Below are 21,538 nucleotides of genomic sequence, written 5' to 3' on the forward strand. Positions count from 1 at the left end.
ATGGGAGACGTTATTGATATATATGGTTTATCACCTTTGCAAAAAGGAATACTGTTTCATACTTTATACGATCAAGATGATGAACATTCTTTTTCCTATATTGTACAAGTAGGTTTCTTGCTCGGGGGGCAATTGGATGTAGATACTTTTGAAAAGGCTTGGGAATATGTTATTAATCGACATGAGGTTTTACGTTCAGTATTTGTATGGGAGGAAGTAGAAAAGCCACTACAAGCGGTTTACCAACGTCTTCCTTTTACTATTCATCAAGAGGATTGGAGCACCTATCCACATGAGGAAAGGGTGAAGAAATTACAACAGTTTTTGAATGTAGATCGTAGAAAAGGATTTTTATTGGATGAAGCACCATTGATGAGAGTCACTGCGATTAAAGAAGCAAAAGAGGAAACGAGAATTATTTGGACACATCATCATATTTTGCTAGATGGATGGAGTGTGTCATTGGTCTTTAGTGAAGTGATGGAAGTTTATCTCAAGATGATAAAGGGAGAATTATTGACTCTTCCTAAATCTCTTCCTTATAAAAAATATATCCAGTGGATAAATAAACAAGATCAAAGTCAAGCAGAGGAATTTTGGAAAGAAGAATTAAAAGGGTTCTATGCACCTACGCCATTAGCAATGGAAAGAAAGGATCAAGGACAAGAGAAGGGCTATGGAGAGTGTGTTTATCAAGTATCTGAGAAACTTACTGAGAAGTTACAAGAGTGGGTACGAAATAGTCGATTAACGTTGAATACGTTAGTACAAGGTGCATGGGCTTATTTGATGAGTAGGTATAGCGGTGACAGTGACGTCGTATTTGGCGTAACTAGCGCTGGACGTCCTACTGATTTAATGGGAGCAGAGAATATGGTGGGGCTATTTATTAACACATTACCTACCAGAATTCGATTAACGGATAATACATCAGTAGTAGATTGGCTTCGTAAAATACAAATGAAAGAAATGGAACGAAGACAGTATGAGTATAATTCGTTGATAGATATTCAAGGCTGGAGTGAGGTTCCGCGAAATAGCTCCTTATTCCATACCTTGTATGTGTTTGAAAATTATCCAATTCAAGGTGAGAGAAATGATGATTTAAGATTACTAGATGTTACAAGCACGGAACAAACAAATTATCCTTTAACACTCATTGTAATGCCCGGTAAGAAAATTACTTTAAAGTTGATGTATGATCGAAGCTATTTTAATGAAGAAACAATAAATCTGATTCAGAATCACTTATTGCAAATATTAATTCAGATGACGAAGAGCCTAGATTCAAAACTATTTGAAATTACTCATTTAACAGAAGAAGAACAGATACAGTTACTAGAGGAATGGAATCATACTCAATTTAATTATTCGGCTGAAGGCATGATTCATACGATGTTTGAGGAGCAAGTTAAAAAAACACCGGAAGCAATCGCGGCTAGTTACGAAAATGAACAAATTACCTATAAAGAGTTGGAGAAGCGTGCAAATCAGCTAGCTCATTATCTACAAAAGCATGGTGTAGGCCCAGAGTCTCTAGTTGGGGTATATATGGAACGTTCATTACAAATGATGATAGCGTTATTAGGTATTCTAAAATCAGGAGCAGCGTATGTTCCACTTGACCCTACTTATCCAGAGAGTCGACTTCGATATATATTAGAGGATGCTGGAATCGAAGTACTAGTGACGGAAGAGAATTCTAAAAATTTGTTTGTATCTGAAAATATAGAAACGATTTGTATGAATAAAGATTACACTGCAATTGAAAAAGAAGAATCAACCCCATGTATAAGTGGTGTAACAGGAGAAAATTTAGCGTATGTTATGTATACTTCAGGATCTACAGGGAATCCAAAGGGAGTAATGATTGAGCATCATTCAGTAATTAATTATCTAGAATGGATGCAACATAAATATCCGCTTTCTGAAAAGGATGTGGTCTTGCAGAAAACGCCATTCTCATTTGATGTCTCTGTTTGGGAATTGTTTTGGGGCATTCACGTTGGTGCAAGTGTATCTTTCCTACCTCCAGGTGGAGAAAAAGATCCTTCTATTATAGCTGAAGTGATTAAACAACATCAGGTTACTATAGTTCAATTTGTACCTTCGATGTTATCTGTTTTCTTAGACCACTTCAATCATATTGAATTGAACATGAATTGTTCGTCCGTACGCCATGTATTTTCTGGTGGAGAAGAACTAAGTTCAGGGTTGGTTAGACGATTTCAACAGAAATGGAATTATAGTGGACAAGTGAAATTAACCAACTTTTATGGGCCAACTGAAGCCACTATTTATGTGAATGCATTTGATATTCAGCCTAATCAAGAATTTGTTTCTATTGGGCAGCCAATACAGAACACGCAATTATATGTATTAGACCAAAATCAACGCTTGCAATCAATAGGAATTGAGGGTGAGTTATATATTGGTGGTGCTGGTTTAGCACGTGGATACTTAAATCGTCCGAATCTTACTGCTGAAAAATTCGTTTCGCATCCATATCGATTTGGGGAACGACTATATCGAACAGGAGATTCAGTAAGATATTTAACTGATGGAAATTTAGAATTTATAGGTAGAATGGACCACCAAGTCAAAATGCGTGGTTTTAGGATTGAATTAGGAGAAATTGAAGCGACTTTAGAAAAATGTTCGTTTATTAAAGAGGCTGTCGTATTAGTTAGAGAAGATCGTCCAGGTGATCAACGATTGGTTGCATATGTAATAAGCGATGGAAATACTGAGGAGTGGAGAGAGTATTTACAAAAACAATTACCGAATCATATGATTCCAGCGCACTTTATAGAGTTAGAACACTTCCCGCTTACTCCAAATGGGAAAATTGACCGAAAGGCCTTGCCAGCACCTGATGAGCAAGCTATTGAAGATTTAAATGTGCTACCTCGGACGCCATCGGAAGAGCTTATTGCCTCGGTTTGGAGTCAAGTGTTAGGAACAGAAAATATTGGCATTCAGGATTCCTTCTTTGAACGTGGTGGGCACTCACTACTTGCTACTCAAATTGTCTCTCGATTGCAAGAAATGTTCCAAATTAAAATTCCATTACGTGAACTTTTCAAGCACGATACAGTGGAAGCATTGGCGAAACGAGTGGATCAGTTACGAAAAGAAGATAAAAAACGAGAGGTTGCTCCTCTTGTACCTATGAAACGAGAAGAAGTTATCCCACTTTCCTATGCGCAGAAACGTCTATGGTTTATTGATCAATTAATGCCAAATAGTGCTATGTACAATATTCATGCAGCGTGTCGCTTAACAGGTAAATGGTCAATTGAAGCATTGGAGGTCGGATGGAATCAATTGTTGGAGCGTCATGAATCATTAAGGACGACAATTCTAGAACAAGAGGGTGAACCTTTTCAACAGGTTCAATCTCATGTGTTCAGGCATATTCCTCAAACGAATCTAACAGATCTTTCTTTGGAAGATAGGGAAAGAGAAATGAAACGCCTTATTCAAAACGAGGCGGAGGAACCATTTCATTTTGGACAAGGTCCTCTGATTCGAACACGAATATTGAAAGTGGACAGGGAAGAATGGGTTCTCATTTGTACGATGCATCATATTATTTCAGATGGATGGTCAATGGGAATCTTACTTGAAGAATGGATGGCTTTTTATGAAGGAGCACTAACCGGAAAAACAGTGGAATTGAAGGAGTTATCTATCCAATATGCAGATTTTGTCATGTGGCAGAAGGAATGGCAAAAAGAGGAGAGTTTGAATCAGCATCTTCAATATTGGAAGGAAGAATTATCTGGGGAACTACCGGTTTTACAATTACCGATGGATCGTCCTCGACCTGCAGTTCAAACCCATCGTGGTGCAAGTCAGTCCTTAATAGTGGCGAATTCCTTACAGGAAAAGCTCAAAGATTTAAGTTTGCAAGAAGGATGCACTTTATTTATGACCTTGATGGCAGCGTATCAAAGCTTCCTTTCTCGTTATACAGGACAGGACGACATTATAGTTGGAAGCCCCATCGCTAATCGAAATGTGAAAGAGATTGAGGGATTAATAGGATTCTTTGCAAATACGTTAGTTTATCGAGCTGATTTCAGTGGAAATCCGACGTTCCAAGAACTATTGTCGCAGATAAGAAAAAAAGCACTAAAAGCATACGAGTATCAGGACATCCCATTTGAGAAAGTGGTAGAATCCGTAAAACCTGAACGGAATACAAGTCATTCACCAATATTCCAAACTATGTTTACTTTACAGAATACGAAACAAGAGTTTCTTCAGCTATCCGAAAGACAAATGGAACTCATGGAAAGCTATGTTTCTGTTGCCAAATTTGATTTGAGTTTATTTGCTTCTGAGACGGAAGAAGGATTATCACTAACCTTTGAATATAATACTGATTTGTTTAATGATACAACCATTAAACGTATGGTAAATCATTTTGAACATTGGTTAAATCAAATTGCCTCTTATCCAAAATGTTTATTATCAGAATTGAATATGTTATCGAAAGTGGAATATAAGCAACTACTAGAGGAATGGAATGAATCAGCCGTTATAGATATAGAAGATAGTACGATTCATACAATGTTTGAAGAACAAGTGGAAAAAACACCAGAAGCAATTGCAGTAGTGTGCGAAGATGAAGAACTAACATATCGAGAGTTGGACGAACGCTCGAATCAGTTGGCACATTATTTACAAAAAAATGGTGTAACACGCGAAACATTGGTTGGGATTTGCGTTACACGTTCATCCGAGATGATTGTCGGTCTCTTAGGAATTATGAAGGCGGGAGGAGCATATGTCCCAATTGATCCAGCGTATCCGGAAAGTCGACTGCAGTACATTTTAGAAGATGCTCAAATAAAGGTACTGGTGACACAGGAAAAGTTACAACAAAAAATGGTTATACCTACATTCGTTAACGTTATTTGTATTGATCGTAATCGAGTAGAAATAGAACAAGAAGTTACTACGGTATGCACGAGTGAAGTGACGGGTGATAACTTAGCCTATATTATCTATACTTCAGGTTCCACGGGAAATCCAAAGGGAGTAATGATTGAGCACAGGAATACAGTAACAATGATTCATTGGGCGCATCATACGTATTCTCGAAAGGAATTAGCGGGAGTATTAGCTTCAACTTCACTATCTTTTGATTTATCTGTTTTTGAAGTATTTGTTCCCTTAACGATGGGTGGTAAGGTGATTGTCGCTGAAAATGCTCTACATCTAGACAAGTTGTCTACCAAAGGTGTGACTTTGGTTAATACTGTGCCATCGGCAGCAAAGGAACTGGTTCGAGCAAAAACAATTCCTTCTTCAGTAAAGGTAATGAATTTGGCTGGAGAACCGTTACCATATCCGCTTGTTCAAGATTTATACGAGAGAAGTACGATTGAGAAGGTGTTCAACTTATATGGACCGTCTGAAGATACTACGTATTCCACGTATATGGAATTAGAAAAGGGTGTCATGCATAGGGTACCACCAATTGGTAAACCAATCTTCAATACAGAAGTATATGTATTGAGTGCTGAACAAAAAATGGTTCCAATTGGTGTAGTTGGTGAGTTGTACATTGGTGGATCAGGGTTAGCACGTGGATATTTAAAACGCCCTGACTTAACGAAAAATCGATTTATAACGCATCCGTTTAAAGAAGACGAGCGAGTATACCGGACTGGAGATCTAGTAAGGTATTTGCCGGATGGAAATTTGGAGTATGTTGGACGAATTGATCATCAGGTGAAAATTCGTGGGTTCCGGATTGAACTAGGAGAAATCGAAGCGGTATTACAAAAGCATACATTAGTTAACGAAGCTATTGTGATGGTGCGGGAAGATTATCCTGGCGATCCACGTTTGATTGCCTATGTTGTAGGAGACGGGGATGCTCAAAAGTGGCGTGATTATCTCAAGGAACAACTACCAAACTATATGATTCCATCCTATTTTGTTGGATTAAATGCATTTCCACTTACTCCTAATGGGAAAATTGATAGGAAGGCTTTACCAGCACCAGAGAAGCAGGAGATAGCAAGTTGTTATATTGCTCCTCGTACGTATACGGAAAAAACAATTGTTTCGATATGGCATGAAGTTTTAGGCATGGAAAACATCGGAATTCAAGATTCGTTTTTTGAAATTGGTGGACATTCATTACTTGCTACGCAAGCTGTTTCCAATCTTAAAGAGGCTTTTGGAATCGAGATACCATTGCATGATTTATTTATATTTCATACGGTGCAGCAATTGGCAGAACAGATTGATCAATTGCTCTATAACAAAAATCAAGAAATGCAGAATGATAGTAAGGAGAATGTAAGTCTTCAAGACTATATTCAAAAAGAAGCAGAAGTGAGTAATGATGAAGAATTATTAGAACTGCTTAAGCAATTAGAAGAGCTATCAGAGGAAGAAGCACATGGGATATTCGAGAGTAATTTGATTGAGGAAGGGGTAAAAAAATGAGAAGTGATTTACTTGCAAAGCTGAGTTCACTTTCTCCTGAGAAGAGAGCATGGCTTCAGAAGCAAATGCAAAAAAAGGAGAATAAAGAAGCACTCCCGTTGTCTTATGCACAACAACGTTTGTGGTTTATGGACAGATTTAACCCAAACAGTTCTTTATATAATATTCCAACAGTATGGCATCTAAAAGGAAATTGGATACCTGAAGCATTAGAGAAGGGATTCAATCGACTCATTGAACGTCATGAATCATTACGAACTGTTTTTAAAGAAATAGGAGAACAGCCTGTGCAACAAATTGTCGAATTCCTTCCTAGAGCATTACCTGTAAGGGATTACTCTCAACTTCCTCTAGAAGTAAAAGAAAAAGAGGTAGATAGTTTAATTGCGAGAGAAGCGCAAGAACCATTTGATTTAATGAATGGTCCTTTAATTCGTAATCAGCTTGTTCAATTAGAGAAGGATGAATGGTTATTACTGTGTACGATGCATCATATTATTTCTGATGCTTGGTCCATTGGTATATTCATGAATGAATGCCTTGCTTTCTATGAAGAAGAAACAGGCGGAAATCCTGCTAAATTAAGTTCATTATCTATTCAATATGCAGACTTTGCGAAGTGGCAAAAGGAGTGGTTGCAAGGTGATGTGCTAAATCGTCAGCTTACGTATTGGCAGGAAGAATTGTCTGGTGAGCTTCCTATTTTACAACTGCCAGTGGATCGACCTCGACCGGTTAAGCAGACTTACTCTGGGGCTGCGCATCACGTGATTTTTCCTTATAAATTGCTCAGTCAATTGAAGGATATAAGTCGACAAGAAGGGTCCACTTTATTTATGACTTTAATGGCCGCATACCAGAGCTTTCTCGCTCGTTATACGGGACAAAAAGATATTCTAGTTGGTAGCCCGATTGCAAATCGGAACCATAAGGGAGTAGAAGGATTAATTGGTTTCTTTGTTAATACGTTGGTTTATCGATCAGATTTGAGTGGCACCCCTACTTTTCGGGAGATTTTGAACCAAACAAAGAAAAAGGCGTTAAAAGCTTACGAATATCAAGATATACCATTTGAAAAAGTGGTAGAAGCTGTGCAACCTGAACGAAGCATGAGTCATTCCCCTATATTTCAGACCATGTTTACGCTACAGAATATAAAACAAGAACGACTAGATTTGCCTGATAGAAGTATTGAAATGGTAGAAAGTAATATGTCTATTGCTAAATTTGATTTGAGCTTAACTGCCTATGAAGTGGAAGAAGGTCTATTCGTCTCATTTGAATACAACACGGATTTATTTGATAGTAGTACCATTGCACGTATGGCAGGACATTTTGAGAACTGGCTAAACGAAATCACGTATCATCCAGATGAATCATATACAAAGCTGTCAATGTTATCGGATACTGAGCAAAAACAACTCCTAGAAGAATGGAATGATACGGACGTAGTTTATGGTCATGATTGTATGATTCATGAGCTATTTGAGCAGCAAGTTGCACGGACACCTGACGCAGTGGCGGTAGTTTATGAAGGTGGAAAGCTAACGTATCAAGAACTAAATGAAAAATCGAATCAATTGGCACATTTTCTACAAAAACGAGGTATCGGACCTGAATCATTGGTTGGTATATGTATTGAACGTTCTCCTGATATGATTATCGGTCTCTTTGGGATTTTGAAGGCAGGTGGGGCTTATGTCCCACTGGACCCAAGTTATCCTGAAAACCGCCTGAGATATATTTTGGAGAATTCACAAATTCAAGTGCTGTTAACAAAAGAGGCACTACAGGACTGGTTACCTAAAGATATTCAAGCAATTTGTTTAGACCGGGATCAAGTGATGATTTCTAAAGAGAGTAATTTAGCTCCGGTAAGTGGAGTAACAGCAAATAACTTAGCCTATATTATATACACTTCGGGTTCGACAGGAAATCCAAAGGGGGTAATGATTGAACATCATTCCGTTATCAACCGCCTACAGTGGATGCAGAAAAAATACCCATTGTCTGAGGAGGATACAATCCTACAAAAGACACCGTTTTCGTTTGATGTTTCTGTCTGGGAATTATTTTGGTGGTCATTTGTAGGAGCACGTGTTTGTTTACTTCCACCAGGAGGAGAGAAAGATCCTGCGGTGATTGAGGAGTATATTGAACGATACCGTGTGTCCACCATGCATTTTGTTCCGTCGATGTTATCTACTTTCTTAGATTATATGGAATTATATAATTCGAAAAGGGATGTATCGTCTTTAATTCAAGTTTTTACTAGTGGAGAAGCGTTAAACACTGAACAGGTTCGCCGGTTTAAGGGGATCTTTTACAATGCTCAGCAAACAAAGTTAATTAACTTGTATGGTCCTACTGAAGCAACTGTGGATGTGACTTATTACGATTGTGATTTAGAAAAAGAACCAATGCTTATTCCGATTGGTCGTCCGATTGATAATACAGAGTTGTATGTGTTAGACCAATATCAACAAGTGGTCCCGATTGGTGTGGCAGGGGAACTTTACCTTGGAGGAGTAGGATTAGCACGTGGCTACTTCAATCGACCGGATTTAACTACTGAACGTTTTATTCCGCATCCCTTTAAGGACGGGGAACGATTATATCGAACGGGTGACTTGGTTAGATATATAAATGATCGTAACTTAGAATATATTGGAAGAATAGATAACCAAGTTAAAATTAGAGGATTCCGAATTGAATTGGGAGAAATAGAAGCAGCTTTACATGATCACTCATCTGTAAAAGAGGCAGTCGTGTTGGTGAAGGAAGATCGACCAGGAGATAAGCAGTTAGTAGCTTATGTAGTGGGTGAAGGGGATACTGGGGAGTGGCGTGAATATCTCAAGAAGCAATTACCACATTATATGGTTCCGGCATACTTTTTCCAAATTGAAGGTATGCCACTTACTCCAAATGGTAAAGTGAATCGGAAAGCATTATTGGAATTAGAAGAACAGTTCATAAGTGAAGATATTACTTCATCACGAACACCAGTGGAGGAGCTCATCGTTTCCGTTTGGAGCCAAGTGTTAGGAATAAAAAATATTAGTGTTCAGGATTCCTTTTTTGAAATCGGTGGTCATTCACTACTAGCTACTCAAGTAGTGTCACGTTTACAGGGAATTTTTCAAATCGAATTACCAGTACGTGAACTATTTGAATATACAACGGTGGAGTCACTGGCAAAGCGATTAGAACAGTTACGTAAAGGAGATAAAAAACGAGAGATTCCTCCACTAATACCAATGAAACGAGGAGAAGCTATTCCACTATCTTATGCCCAACAACGTTTATGGTTTATTGATCAATTTACACCTAATAGTGCCCTTTACAATATGCCAATGGTATGCCGTCTTACAGGGAATTGGCTACTTGAAGCATTGGAAACGGGATGGAATCAACTAATAGAACGTCATGAATCACTGCGGACGGTCTTTCAAGAAGTGAATGGTCAACCCGTACAGCAAATTGAACCGTATGCTTTTCAATCAATTCCGAAAACGGATTTAACTATGCTTTCTTCTGAAGATCAAGAAGAAGAAGTTAAACGTTTAATTCAACAAGAAACAGAAGTGCCATTTGATTTAACAGAGGGTCCATTAATCAGGACAAGTATTTTGCACGTGGGAGAGGAAGAATGGATACTCCTTTGTACTCTACATCATATCATTTCAGATGGATGGTCAATGGGAATCCTACTTGAAGAATGGATGGCATTTTATGAGAAAGCAACGAATGGAAAGGTAGCGGAACTTGAACCATTACCGGTTCAATATGCCGACTTTGCTCAGTGGCAAAAAGGATGGCTAAAGGAGGAGGTGCTTGATCAACAACTCCAATATTGGAGGGAAGAATTGTCTGGGGAGCTTCCTGTACTCCAACTTCCTGTGGATCGCCCGCGTCCCGCAATACAAACTCATCACGGGTCGACATACACTCTGGTTCTGCCAAGCACGCTACATGATAAATTGCATGAACTTAGTCGAAAAGAAGGGGCTACGCTCTTCATGACGCTTTTAGCTGCATATCAAAGTTTTCTATCTCGTTATACGGGACAAGAAGATATTCTGGTCGGAAGCCCAATTGCGAATCGGAATTATAGAGAAATTGAAGGACTAATTGGTTTCTTCGTTAACACGCTAGTTTATCGAGCTAATTTGAGTGGTAGACCGACATTTCAAGATGTACTGTATCAGGTTCGTCAAAAGGCATTGAAGGCGTATGAATATCAAGATATTCCATTTGAAAAAATTGTAGAAGTTGTGCAACCGGAGCGAAGTACAAGTCATTCGCCAATCTTTCAGACTATGTTCATCTTGCAAAATATGAAACAAGAGTTACCAGTGTTATCGAGTAGAAGTATTGAAATGATAGAAAGCCATAGTCCAATTGCAAAGTTTGATTTAAGTGTAATGGCAGTTGAGACGGAAGAGGGATTACTTTTTACTTTTGAGTACAATAAGGATTTATTCAATGCTACTACTATTGAACGGATGGCAGGACACTTTGAGAAATGGCTACATGAAGTTTCTCATCGCCCACAAAATCCGTTGCATGACCTGAGCATGCTATCAGAAACCGAGCGTACTTTGTTATTAGAAACATGGAATGACACTGTAATGGAAATGTCTCATCAGGGTCTTATTTGCGACAAAGTTGAGGAGCAAGTAGCAAGGCGTCCTGATGCGATTGCGATAGTTGATCAAACAAAACAGTGGACTTATGGTGAATTGGATACACAAGCAAATCAGTTGGCAAATGTTTTACAGCGAAAGGGAGTAGCCCCAGAGTCAGTGGTAGGGGTTTATCTTCCGAGGTCAGCTGAGCTGATGGTAAGTTTACTAGGCATTTTAAAAGCTGGTGGAGCTTATGTCGTTTTAGATCCGTTGTATCCAAAATCAAGGTTAGAATACATGATTGAAGATGCAGGAATTCAATTTGTAGTGACGGCGGAAGGACAAGAAGGACATTTCGCACACGTCGAAATGGTGAGGTTAGAAGAATTAACGGTGGAAAGCGTAATCGCACCTACACGTCAAATAAATCCAGAGAACTTAGCCTATATTGTTTATACCTCTGGTTCTACAGGAAAACCGAAGGGTGTCATGGTTGAATATCGCTCATTAATGAATATGGTTTCTTGGCATCAGGAAGTTTATCATATTTCAGCAGAGGATCGTGCGACTCAGATTGCAGGGGTTGCTTTTGATTCGGCTGTTCAGGAGATCTGGCCGTATCTAACTGCTGGCGCAGCACTCTACTTGTCAACAGAGGAACTGAGAATTAATCCAGAAGCACTAAGGGACTGGCTCATTGATTCACGAATAACAGCTAGCTTTGCACCTACGCCTATTCTGGAAAGACTCTTGAAATTATCTTGGCCAGATAAAACGGATCTTCGTTTTATCATTACTGGTGGGGATCAATTAACGCAGTATCCATCTAACGATATTCCTTTTGCGGTAATTAATCAGTATGGTCCATCGGAAAATACCGTTGTTACCACAGATTGTTATGTACCTGTAGGAGTGACAACAGGTACGCCATCGATTGGTCGACCGATTGCGAATACAGAAGTTTATGTGTTAGATTCTCATCTTCAGCTAGTACCAATTGGTGTAATTGGAGATCTCTATATCGGAGGGAAGAGTCTTGCACGTGGATATGCTAATCGTCCGGATCTTACAAAGGAAAAATTTATTCCACATCCTTTCAAGTCAGGAGAACGTCTCTATTATACAGGAGACAAAGCAAGTTATCTTTCTGATGGTAATCTCCAGTTCCATGGACGTATAGATGACCAAGTAAAAATTCGTGGTTTCCGGATTGAATTGGGAGAAATAGAAGCTGTTTTGCAGGCGCATTCTTCTGTGAAAGAAGCTGTTGTATTGGTGCGAGAGGATAATCAAGGTGATAAGAGATTAGTAGCTTATGTAGTTGGTAAAGGAAGTGTCCATGGATGGCGAGAACATCTACAAACACATTTACCTAATTACATGGTTCCAACAAACTTTATTGAGATGGAATTTTTACCACTTACACCGAATGGAAAACTTGATTTGAAGGCATTGCCTATACTTAGTGAACAATTCGCTGAAAATACTGTATACCCAAGAACTCCGCTGGAAGAACTTATTGCTTCAGTGTGGAGTCAAGTGCTAGGAATAAGAGACATTGATGTTCAGGATTCTTTCTTTGAGCTCGGTGGTCACTCTCTACTTGCTACACAAGTGGTCTCACGCTTACAGGAAGTCTTTCAAATCAAATTGCCAGTACGTGAACTGTTCGAATATTCAACGGTCGAGGCATTATCGAAACGAATAGATCAGTTACGTAAGGGGAGTGAAAAACGAGAAATTCCACCATTGATGCCGATGGAACGAGGGGGAAATATTCCACTGTCTTATGCCCAACAGCGCTTATGGTTTATTGATCAATTTGCACCTAATAGTGCACTTTATAATATGCCGATGGTATGCCGGCTTACAGGGAATTGGTTACCTGAGGCATTGGAGTTGGGATGGAATCAGTTGATAGAGCGTCATGAATCTTTGCGGACTGTATTTTATGAAGAGGATGGCCATCCTGTGCAGCAGATTCAACCGTACGTTTTCCGTCCGCTTCTACAAATGGACTTAACTAAGCTTTCATTAGAGGAGCGAGAAAGAAAGTTGGAGCAATGGATTCAAACTGAAGTCGAATCTCCATTTGATTTAGAACAAGGGCCGTTATTCCGTGGGAAACTCATAAGAATTTCAGAAGAAGAATGGATTCTTCTGTGTAATATGCATCATATTATCTCGGATGGGTGGTCGATGGAAATCTTGCTTCAAGAATGGATGGCATTTTATGAGAATGCGATTGGTGAAAAACAAGCAGAGCTGGAACCACTACCAGTTCAATATGCCGATTTTGCTCAGTGGCAAAGAGACTGGTTGAAAGATGAAGTACTATATCAACAACTTGCATATTGGAAGGAAGAATTATCTGGTGAGTTACCAGTCTTAATGTTGCCAATGGATCGTCCGCGTCCGCCAGTGCAAACCCACCATGGATTAACTCATAATGTTTTGTTGTCACGCTCATTACTGGATAAATTAAATGAACTAAGTCGTCAAGAAGGGGCCACACTTTTCATGACCTTATTGGCATCGTATCAAAGTTTCCTTGCTCGTTATACGGGACAAACGGATATTATTGTTGGCAGCCCAATTGCAAATCGAAATTATCGAGAAATTGAGGGGCTAATTGGTTTCTTTGTCAACACCTTGGTTTATCGAGCTGATTTAAGTAATGCACCGGCATTTCAAGAGTTGTTATCTCAAGTACGGATAAAAGCATTGAAGGCGTATGAGTATCAAGATGTTCCGTTTGAGAAAATTGTAGAGGTTATCCAACCTGAACGAAATACAAGTCATTCTCCGATTTTCCAAACCATGTTTACTTTGCAAAATACGGGACAGAAGCTACCAGAACTACATGGAAGAAATATAGAAGTAATGGAAAGTAATGCTCCGATCGCTAAGTTTGATTTAAGTTTAACTGCTGCAGAAGTGGAAGAGGGTTTATTACTTACTTTTGTTTATAGAACTGATTTATTTGACAGCTTAACTATTGAATCCATGGCTGAACATTTTGGGAACTGGTTGAATGTAATCGTGGAGAATCCTGATAAATCATTAGCTAAGTTGCCTATATTATCAGGATTACAGCAAAAACAGTTGGAAGAGTGGAATAATGGTGCTGTAGCATATCCACAGGAAAGTACGATTCATCAGCTGTTTGAAGAGCAAGTAAATCGTACACCTGATGCGGTAGCAGTGGTAGATGAAAAACAGCAGTTAACATATCGAGAGCTGAATGAAAAAGCTAATCAATTGGCCCACTATCTTCAGCAATGTGGGATTGGGACTGAATCATTAGTTGGAATTTGCTTTGAGCGTTCAGTTGAGATGATTGTTAGTATTATGGGGATCTGGAAGGCTGGAGCAGCATATGTTCCATTGGACCCATCATATCCAGAAAGTCGCCTACGATATATTTTGGAGGACACTGAAATTCAAGTATTAGTTACGAATGAGTCATTGGAAGGTTGGATACCCAAAGAAGTCAAGGCAGTTTGTCTAGATAGGGATCAGGCAATGATTTCAAAAGAAAGCATTTTTTTACCAAAATGTGAAGTAACAGGAGAAAACCTAGCGTATGTTATCTATACTTCGGGATCGACGGGGAATCCAAAGGGTGTCTTGATACAGCATCATTCTGTACTAAACTTGTCGCATGGTTTACAAAAAGAGGTTTTCGAACATGAGATACCATCTAACATGCATGTCGGTTTAAATGCGTCAATTGCCTTTGATGCATCTATTCAGCAATTACAAATGCTGCTTTATGGTTCAAGTTTGTATATTATTCCGAATGAAGTACGAAGTGATCCGGAACAGTTTGTAGCTTATATTAGGGAGAACAAGTTAGCAATCTTTGATATAACGCCTTCAATGCTTCAATTACTTATAGATGCCGGATTGTTAGAAACGTACGATGGTGTTCATGTTCCAAGTAAGGTATTGGTTGGCGGCGAAGCGATTATGCCGTCATTATGGGAACAGCTAGTAGAGACTGATAAAATACAGTTTTATAATGTATATGGTCCTACAGAATGTACGGTTGATGCAACATGCTATCATATTAAAAAAGATAGTAAGAGAGTAACAATTGGGCGTCCATTGCCTAACATCCAAACTTATGTATTAGATAGAAATAGGTTGCCAGTTCCAGTTGGTGTGATGGGGGAACTTTATATCGGAGGAGCAGGTCTAGCAAGGGGGTACTTGAATCGTCCAGAGTTAACATCCGAACGATTTATTTCTCATCCATTCAAAGAAGGCGAGAGGTTATATAGAACAGGTGATCTTGTGAGATATCTTCCTGATGGTAATATAGACTACTTAGGAAGAATGGATAATCAAGTGAAGATTAGAGGATTTCGAATTGAACTTGGAGAGATTGAGTCGACCTTACAGGAGCATTACTTAGTAAAAGAGGCAGTTGTAATGGTTAGGGAAAATCAGTCGGGAGATAAGAGGCTGGTAGCTTATGTAGTGGGCGAAGGCAGTTTAGAAGAATGGCGAGAGTACCTTAAAACAAAACTGCCAATCCATATGATACCTTCCTACTTTGTCGAAATGAAAGAATTACCGCTAACCATAAATGGAAAGGTTGATCGGAAATCGTTACCTATACCAGATTATCAAGGAACAAAAGAAGGATACGTGGCCCCAAGAAATGAACGTGAACATAAGCTTTCTATCATTTGGGAACGTGTGCTAGGTTCAAAACGTATTGGTATGAATGATAACTTCTTTGAAATTGGTGGAGATTCAATTCTTAGCATTCAGATTGTCTCGCGCGCGAAGCAAGTTGGTTTACAATTGACACCAAAACAAATATTTGAACACCAAACGATTGCTGAGTTGGCGCAAGTAGTCAAAGAAGAACAAGGTGTACAAGCTGAACAGGGAATTATAACTGGAGAGACGATACTTACACCTATTCAGCAAAGGTTTTTTGCACAAAATCATCCTAACCCACATCATTGGAATCAATCCATGTTCTTTAGAACGAAAGAGAAATTGGACATAGGATCACTGGAAAAGGCGGCAGGTAACCTTCTACTTCATCATGATGCTCTGCGTTTAAGATATGAACGTTTATCTAATGGGGTTTGGAAACAGTGGAATGAAGGAATAGAAGAACAATTGATGCTTACTGTCATTTCATTAGACGAAGTGCCGGAAGCTGATTGGCATCAGGTTATTCAAAAAGAGATTAATGTTGCACAAGAAAGTTTGAATTTATATGATGGTCCGCTAATGAGAATGGTGTATTTTGATGAAGGTGAGCACGCTGGCCGATTATTTTGGACAATTCATCATTTAGCCGTGGATGGTGTTTCTTGGCGAATTTTATTGGAAGATTTGCAAACAGCATATACGCAAGTAGTCCAAGGGCAGAAAATTCAATTACCTATGAAGAGTACATCTTTTAAAGAATGGTCGGAGAAATTACATCATTACGCTGAAACGGGCCTATCAAAAGAAGTGCTACATTACTGGGAGGAGCAGGCTGAACAAGACGTAGTTAAATTGCCGGTAGATGGTACTATAAGTAATCCAGTAAGCGCAGTAACTGAGGAAATTACTGTGGTGTTAAATGAGAATGAGACCCGTATGTTATTGCAAGAGACTTTAAGCACTCACCGTGTCCAAATCAATGAAGTATTATTAGCAGCATTAGTACAAGCTACGGCAGCATGTACGGGGCAGCCGATATTGAGCGTAGATTTAGAGGGACATGGTCGAGAAGAGATTATTGAAGATGTTGATTTATCGAGAACTGTGGGATGGTTTACAAGTATTTACCCAGTTCATTTAAATATTACTAGTGCTAATACGCCAATTGAAGCATTAAAAGCAGTTAAAGAACAAGTTCGCAAAATTCCTAATAAGGGTGTTGATTATGGGGTGTTGCGTTACATGAACGCAACAATGTGTGAGCAATTAAGCTCCCAATATACACCGTCTATTAGTTTTAACTATCTTGGACAATTTGACCAAATGTTTTCTAGCGATGCAATGTTTATTCCGGAGAACGAATTTAAGCGTTTAGATCATGCTGCCGGTTCCAAGCGATCGCATGTAATTGATGTAATTGGGGTTGTAACGGATGGAAAACTTCAGTTCACTTGGGTATACAATGTTGGACAATTTGCCAAATCAACGATTCAAAGTATTGCACAGAATATGCTATATCAACTGAGTACATTGATTCAATTTTCAGATAGAGAATCTGCACTGACCATTTCGGATTTTGCAATGGCTAATCTTAGCCAAGAAGGTTTGACAAATGTACTAAACAAAATGCATCGCGGAAAGAACAATCAGATTACTGATTTATATCCACTATCACCTTTGCAAGAAGGTATGATTTTCCACACATTGCATGACCAAGGGGATGAACATGTTGCACCGTATATAGTGCAATTGAGTTTTATGATTCGAGGAAAAATGAATATTCCTACATTTGAGCAGGCGTGGAAATCTGTAATTCAGCGGCATGAAATTTTTCGTACAGGATTTGTATGGGACGAAATTGAAGAACCTGTACAAGTGGTGTATGAAAATATCCCATTTAAAGTGAATAAAGAAGACTGGCGTACAATGACAAGTGAAGAGATAGAGGAAAAAAGAAAAGTCTTTTTGGCATTAGATCGAAAACAAGCCTTCCAATTTGATGAAGCACCATTGATGCGGGTAACAGTCATTCAAGAAGGTGAGGAAGAATATCGGATTGTTTGGACCCATCACCATATTTTACTGGATGGATGGAGTTTACCATTAGTATTTAATGAATTACTTACAGTCTATCAGAAGAGAATGAATGGAGAAGCTGTGAAGTTACCTAAGTCCTCACCATATAAGAAATATATCCAATGGTTAAGAGAGCAAGATAAGGAGCAGGCGGAACAATTCTGGAGAGAGAAGCTAAAAGGTTTTACTGCGCCAACTTTGCTGGGCTTAGAAAGTAAAGAGGAAGAAAAAGGTTACACAGAGAAGGTTACGTATTTATCAGAAGAGCAGACTCAAGCGTTACAAGGATGGGCGAAACGCAATAAACTTACTTTGAGTACAGTAATTCAAGGTGCATGGGCATATCTCATGAGCCGATATAGTGGAGAAAATGACATTGTTTTTGGTGTAACAAGCTCAGGGCGTTCTACGGAGATTATTGATGTTGAAAACATCGTAGGTCCTTTCATTACAACGTCACCGACGCGAATTCAATTGATGGATGATATAAAATTAATAGATTGGTTGCAGAAGATACAAGAGGAAGAGATAGAAAGAAGACAATATGAGTATGCTTCTTTGACAGAGATTCAGGGGTGGAGTGAAGTTCCTAGAGGAATACCGCTGTTCAATAGTTTATATGTGTTTGAAAATTATCCAGTGAAAGAGGAGTCTTCAGAAAATCTGGAAATTGGTGAATTGGAAGGGGTAGAACAAACCCACTATCCATTAGGGTTAGCTGTAGTTCCAGGAATCCAGTTATCGTTAAAGTTAATGTATGACCGTAGTAAGTTTAATAGAGTAACCATTGAACGAATGCTGGGTCATTTACACCAAGTGTTAATGCAAATGCTCAAAAACATTAATCAAAATCTATCGGAGCTAGTATATATTACGGAAGCTGAACAAAGAAAGCTATTGGAAGAATGGAATAATAATACTATATCCTATCCACGTGAGAATGCAATCCATCAACTATTCGAAGAGCAAGTAAATCGTACGCCTGACGCGTTGGCAGTGGTAGATGAAAAACAGCAACTAACATATCGAGAGCTGAATGAAAGAGCTAATCAATTAGCCCATCATTTACAGAAATGTGGAATTGGGACAGAGTCATTAGTTGGCCTTTGCTTTGAGCGTTCAGTTGAGATGGTTGTTGGTCTCATGGGAATTTGGAAGGCTGGAGCAGCCTATGTTCCATTAGATCCATCGAATCCGGAAAGCCGCCTACAATATATTTTAGAAGACACAGGAATTAAAGTGTTAGTTACAAATGAAGTATTACTAGGCTGGATACCTAAAGACATTAAGACAGTTTGCCTAGATAGGGACCAAGTAATGCTTTCTCAAGAAAGCAAACTTTCACCAATATGTGAGGTAACAGGGGGAAACTTAGCGTATGTTATCTACACTTCTGGTTCGACAGGGAATCCAAAGGGGGCTTTAGTACAGCACCATTCTGTAATAAACCTATCATATGGTTTACAAAAAGAAGTTTTCTCACATGAGATACCTAGTAATATGCGCGTTGGTTTGAATGCATCAATTGCCTTTGATGTATCTATTCAGCAATTACAAATGCTGCTTTATGGTTCAAGTTTATATATTATTCCAAGTGAAGTTCGCACTAATCCAGAACAATTTGTGTCCTATATTAGGGAGAATAAATTGGAAATGTTTGATATGACACCTTCATTACTTCAATTACTAATAGATGGAGGATTGCTAGAAATAAGTGCTGATGTTCATGTACCAAGCAAGATATTGGTCGGTGGTGAAGCAATCATGCCGTCATTATGGGAACAGCTAGTAGAGACTGAAAAGATTGATTTTTATAACGTATACGGTCCTACAGAATGTACGGTTGATGCAACATGCTATCATATCAAAAAAGATAGTAAGAGAGTAACAATTGGACGTCCGTTGCCGAACGTTCAAACTTATGTATTGGATAAAAATTTGTTACCTGTTCCAGTTGGTGTAACAGGTGAGCTATATATTGGGGGTGCAGGTATAGCGAGAGAATACTTGAATCGCCCAGAATTAACAGCAGAGCGATTCATCCGTCATCCATTTAATGAAGAAGAGCGTTTATATCGTACGGGAGATTTGGTTCGTTATTTACCTGATGGTAATTTAGATTACTTGAGAAGAATTGATAATCAAGTAAAAATTAGGGGCTTTCGTATTGAGCTTGAAGAGATTGAAGCGAGTATAGAGAGGCATCCACTGGTAAAAGAAGCAGTAGTTTTGGTAACAGAGGATAAATTAGGAGAGCAGAGATTGGTTGCTTATGTAGTTGGAGATGGTAGTATGCATGAGTGGCGTGAGTATCTCAAGACACAAGTACCAAATTATATGGTTCCCGCACACTTTATTAAGGTAGACGAGATTCCTCTTACAACAAATGGCAAAGTTGATCGAAAGGCATTGAACAATTTAACTATTCATAGAGAAAGTAACTTCTCTACACCAATCATTCCAAGGGATGAAATTGAATATCAGTTGATTAAAATCTGGCAGGATGTGTTACAGATAGAAGATGTCTATGTAAATGATGATTTCTTTAATAGAGGAGGACACTCTCTCCTTGTAATTAAATTAGTTTCAAAAATTAGGGAGAAGTTTGGAAAAGAGATTAAGGTGTCTACATTGATTAAGAATCCAACAGTGGAAGGAATCGCATGCCTTATTCGTGATAAGCATGATATGACGAAATCAGTAGCAGCGCTAGTTTCACTACAAGAATCAGAAAAAAGACCTTTCTTCTGCGTTCATCCGTTTATGGGGAATGTATTCTGTTACATTCAACTAGCAAGATTGCTTAAGAGCCATTGTTCATTTTATGGTTTACAGAATCCTCTTATAGAAAAGAAAGAAATTGACGAGTTAACTTTGCCGGAAGTAATTCAACTTTACATCGAAGAAATAAAACGTGTTCAGCCAGAAGGTCCATATCGTCTTGGAGGATGGTCTTTAGGCGGTGCGATTGCTTATGAAATCGCAACTGTACTAAGGAGTCAAGGTGAGGAAGTTGAGTTGTTGGTACTAATGGATACAAAAGTACCTTCAGAGCAGGATCATAAAACAAGGGAGGATATGCTCTCATATATATATGAGCATTTCATTCCTAGAGATTTTACTGAGCAGGAAGAAGGCCTCATCCATAAACAAGATATGCTTGTAGAGCGATTAATTATGGAAGGAGTACTCCCGCCTGATGCAGATCTTATCAATTTGAAGCAAGTTATCAATGCTCATAGGAAATGCCTGAATATAATGGCAGAGCATGATTTAATACCATACTCTGGAGAAGTTCTCTACTTTAGTGCTGAGGAAGGAAAAGAGTTGTTTACAGAATGGGGACCTTTATTAAAAGGTAGAGTAAATAAGTATTCAGTCCCTGGATCACATGAAGAAATAGTGGATTCACCTGCAGTTGAAAAAATAGCTATGTATCTACTAAATGAATTTGAAGGAATAATAGAGAAATCCATTTTATTAACGGAAAAGTAGAGAGTATAAAAGATGCAACGTAATGAACGAAAAGGGGAGACCAATACCTGCATATCAAGTGTAGGGAATAATGAATATATTAAGAGCATTACTTTTTAAGGGGATAATGTAAAAAGTAATTGGTAGAGGCATAGAAATCTTTGTAATAGAAGCGAATGCCTGATGATATTACTGAGGAAAGGTGCATA

The 21,538-nt window shown here is 38.7% G+C and carries 2 protein-coding genes; both read left to right on the forward strand.

The window, feature by feature from the left end; all coding sequences use genetic code 11:
• Window positions 1-6,471 (forward strand): amino acid adenylation domain-containing protein, encoded by a 6,471-nt coding sequence (locus ACQGS6_RS08025; protein ID WP_426965015.1) that lies wholly within the window; start codon window positions 1-3, stop codon window positions 6,469-6,471.
• Window positions 6,468-21,350, forward strand: coding sequence for a non-ribosomal peptide synthase/polyketide synthase (locus ACQGS6_RS08030; RefSeq protein WP_426965016.1), 14,883 nt, complete (start codon window positions 6,468-6,470; stop codon window positions 21,348-21,350). Before ACQGS6_RS08025 ends, ACQGS6_RS08030 begins: the two co-directional genes overlap by 4 nt.
• The last annotated feature ends 188 nt before the right edge of the window (window positions 21,351-21,538 follow it).

This window comes from Bacillus sp. GMs2/2, from assembly GCF_050172095.1.
Lineage (GTDB): Bacteria > Bacillota > Bacilli > Bacillales > Bacillaceae_G > Bacillus_A > Bacillus_A cereus.

Coding starts and splice junctions, on each gene's coding strand:
- ACQGS6_RS08030 (WP_426965016.1), top strand. CDS start 6,468: ATGAGAAGTGATTTACTTGCAAAGCTGAGTTCACTTTCTCCTGAGAAG.
- ACQGS6_RS08025 (WP_426965015.1), top strand. CDS start 1: ATGGGAGACGTTATTGATATATATGGTTTATCACCTTTGCAAAAAGGA.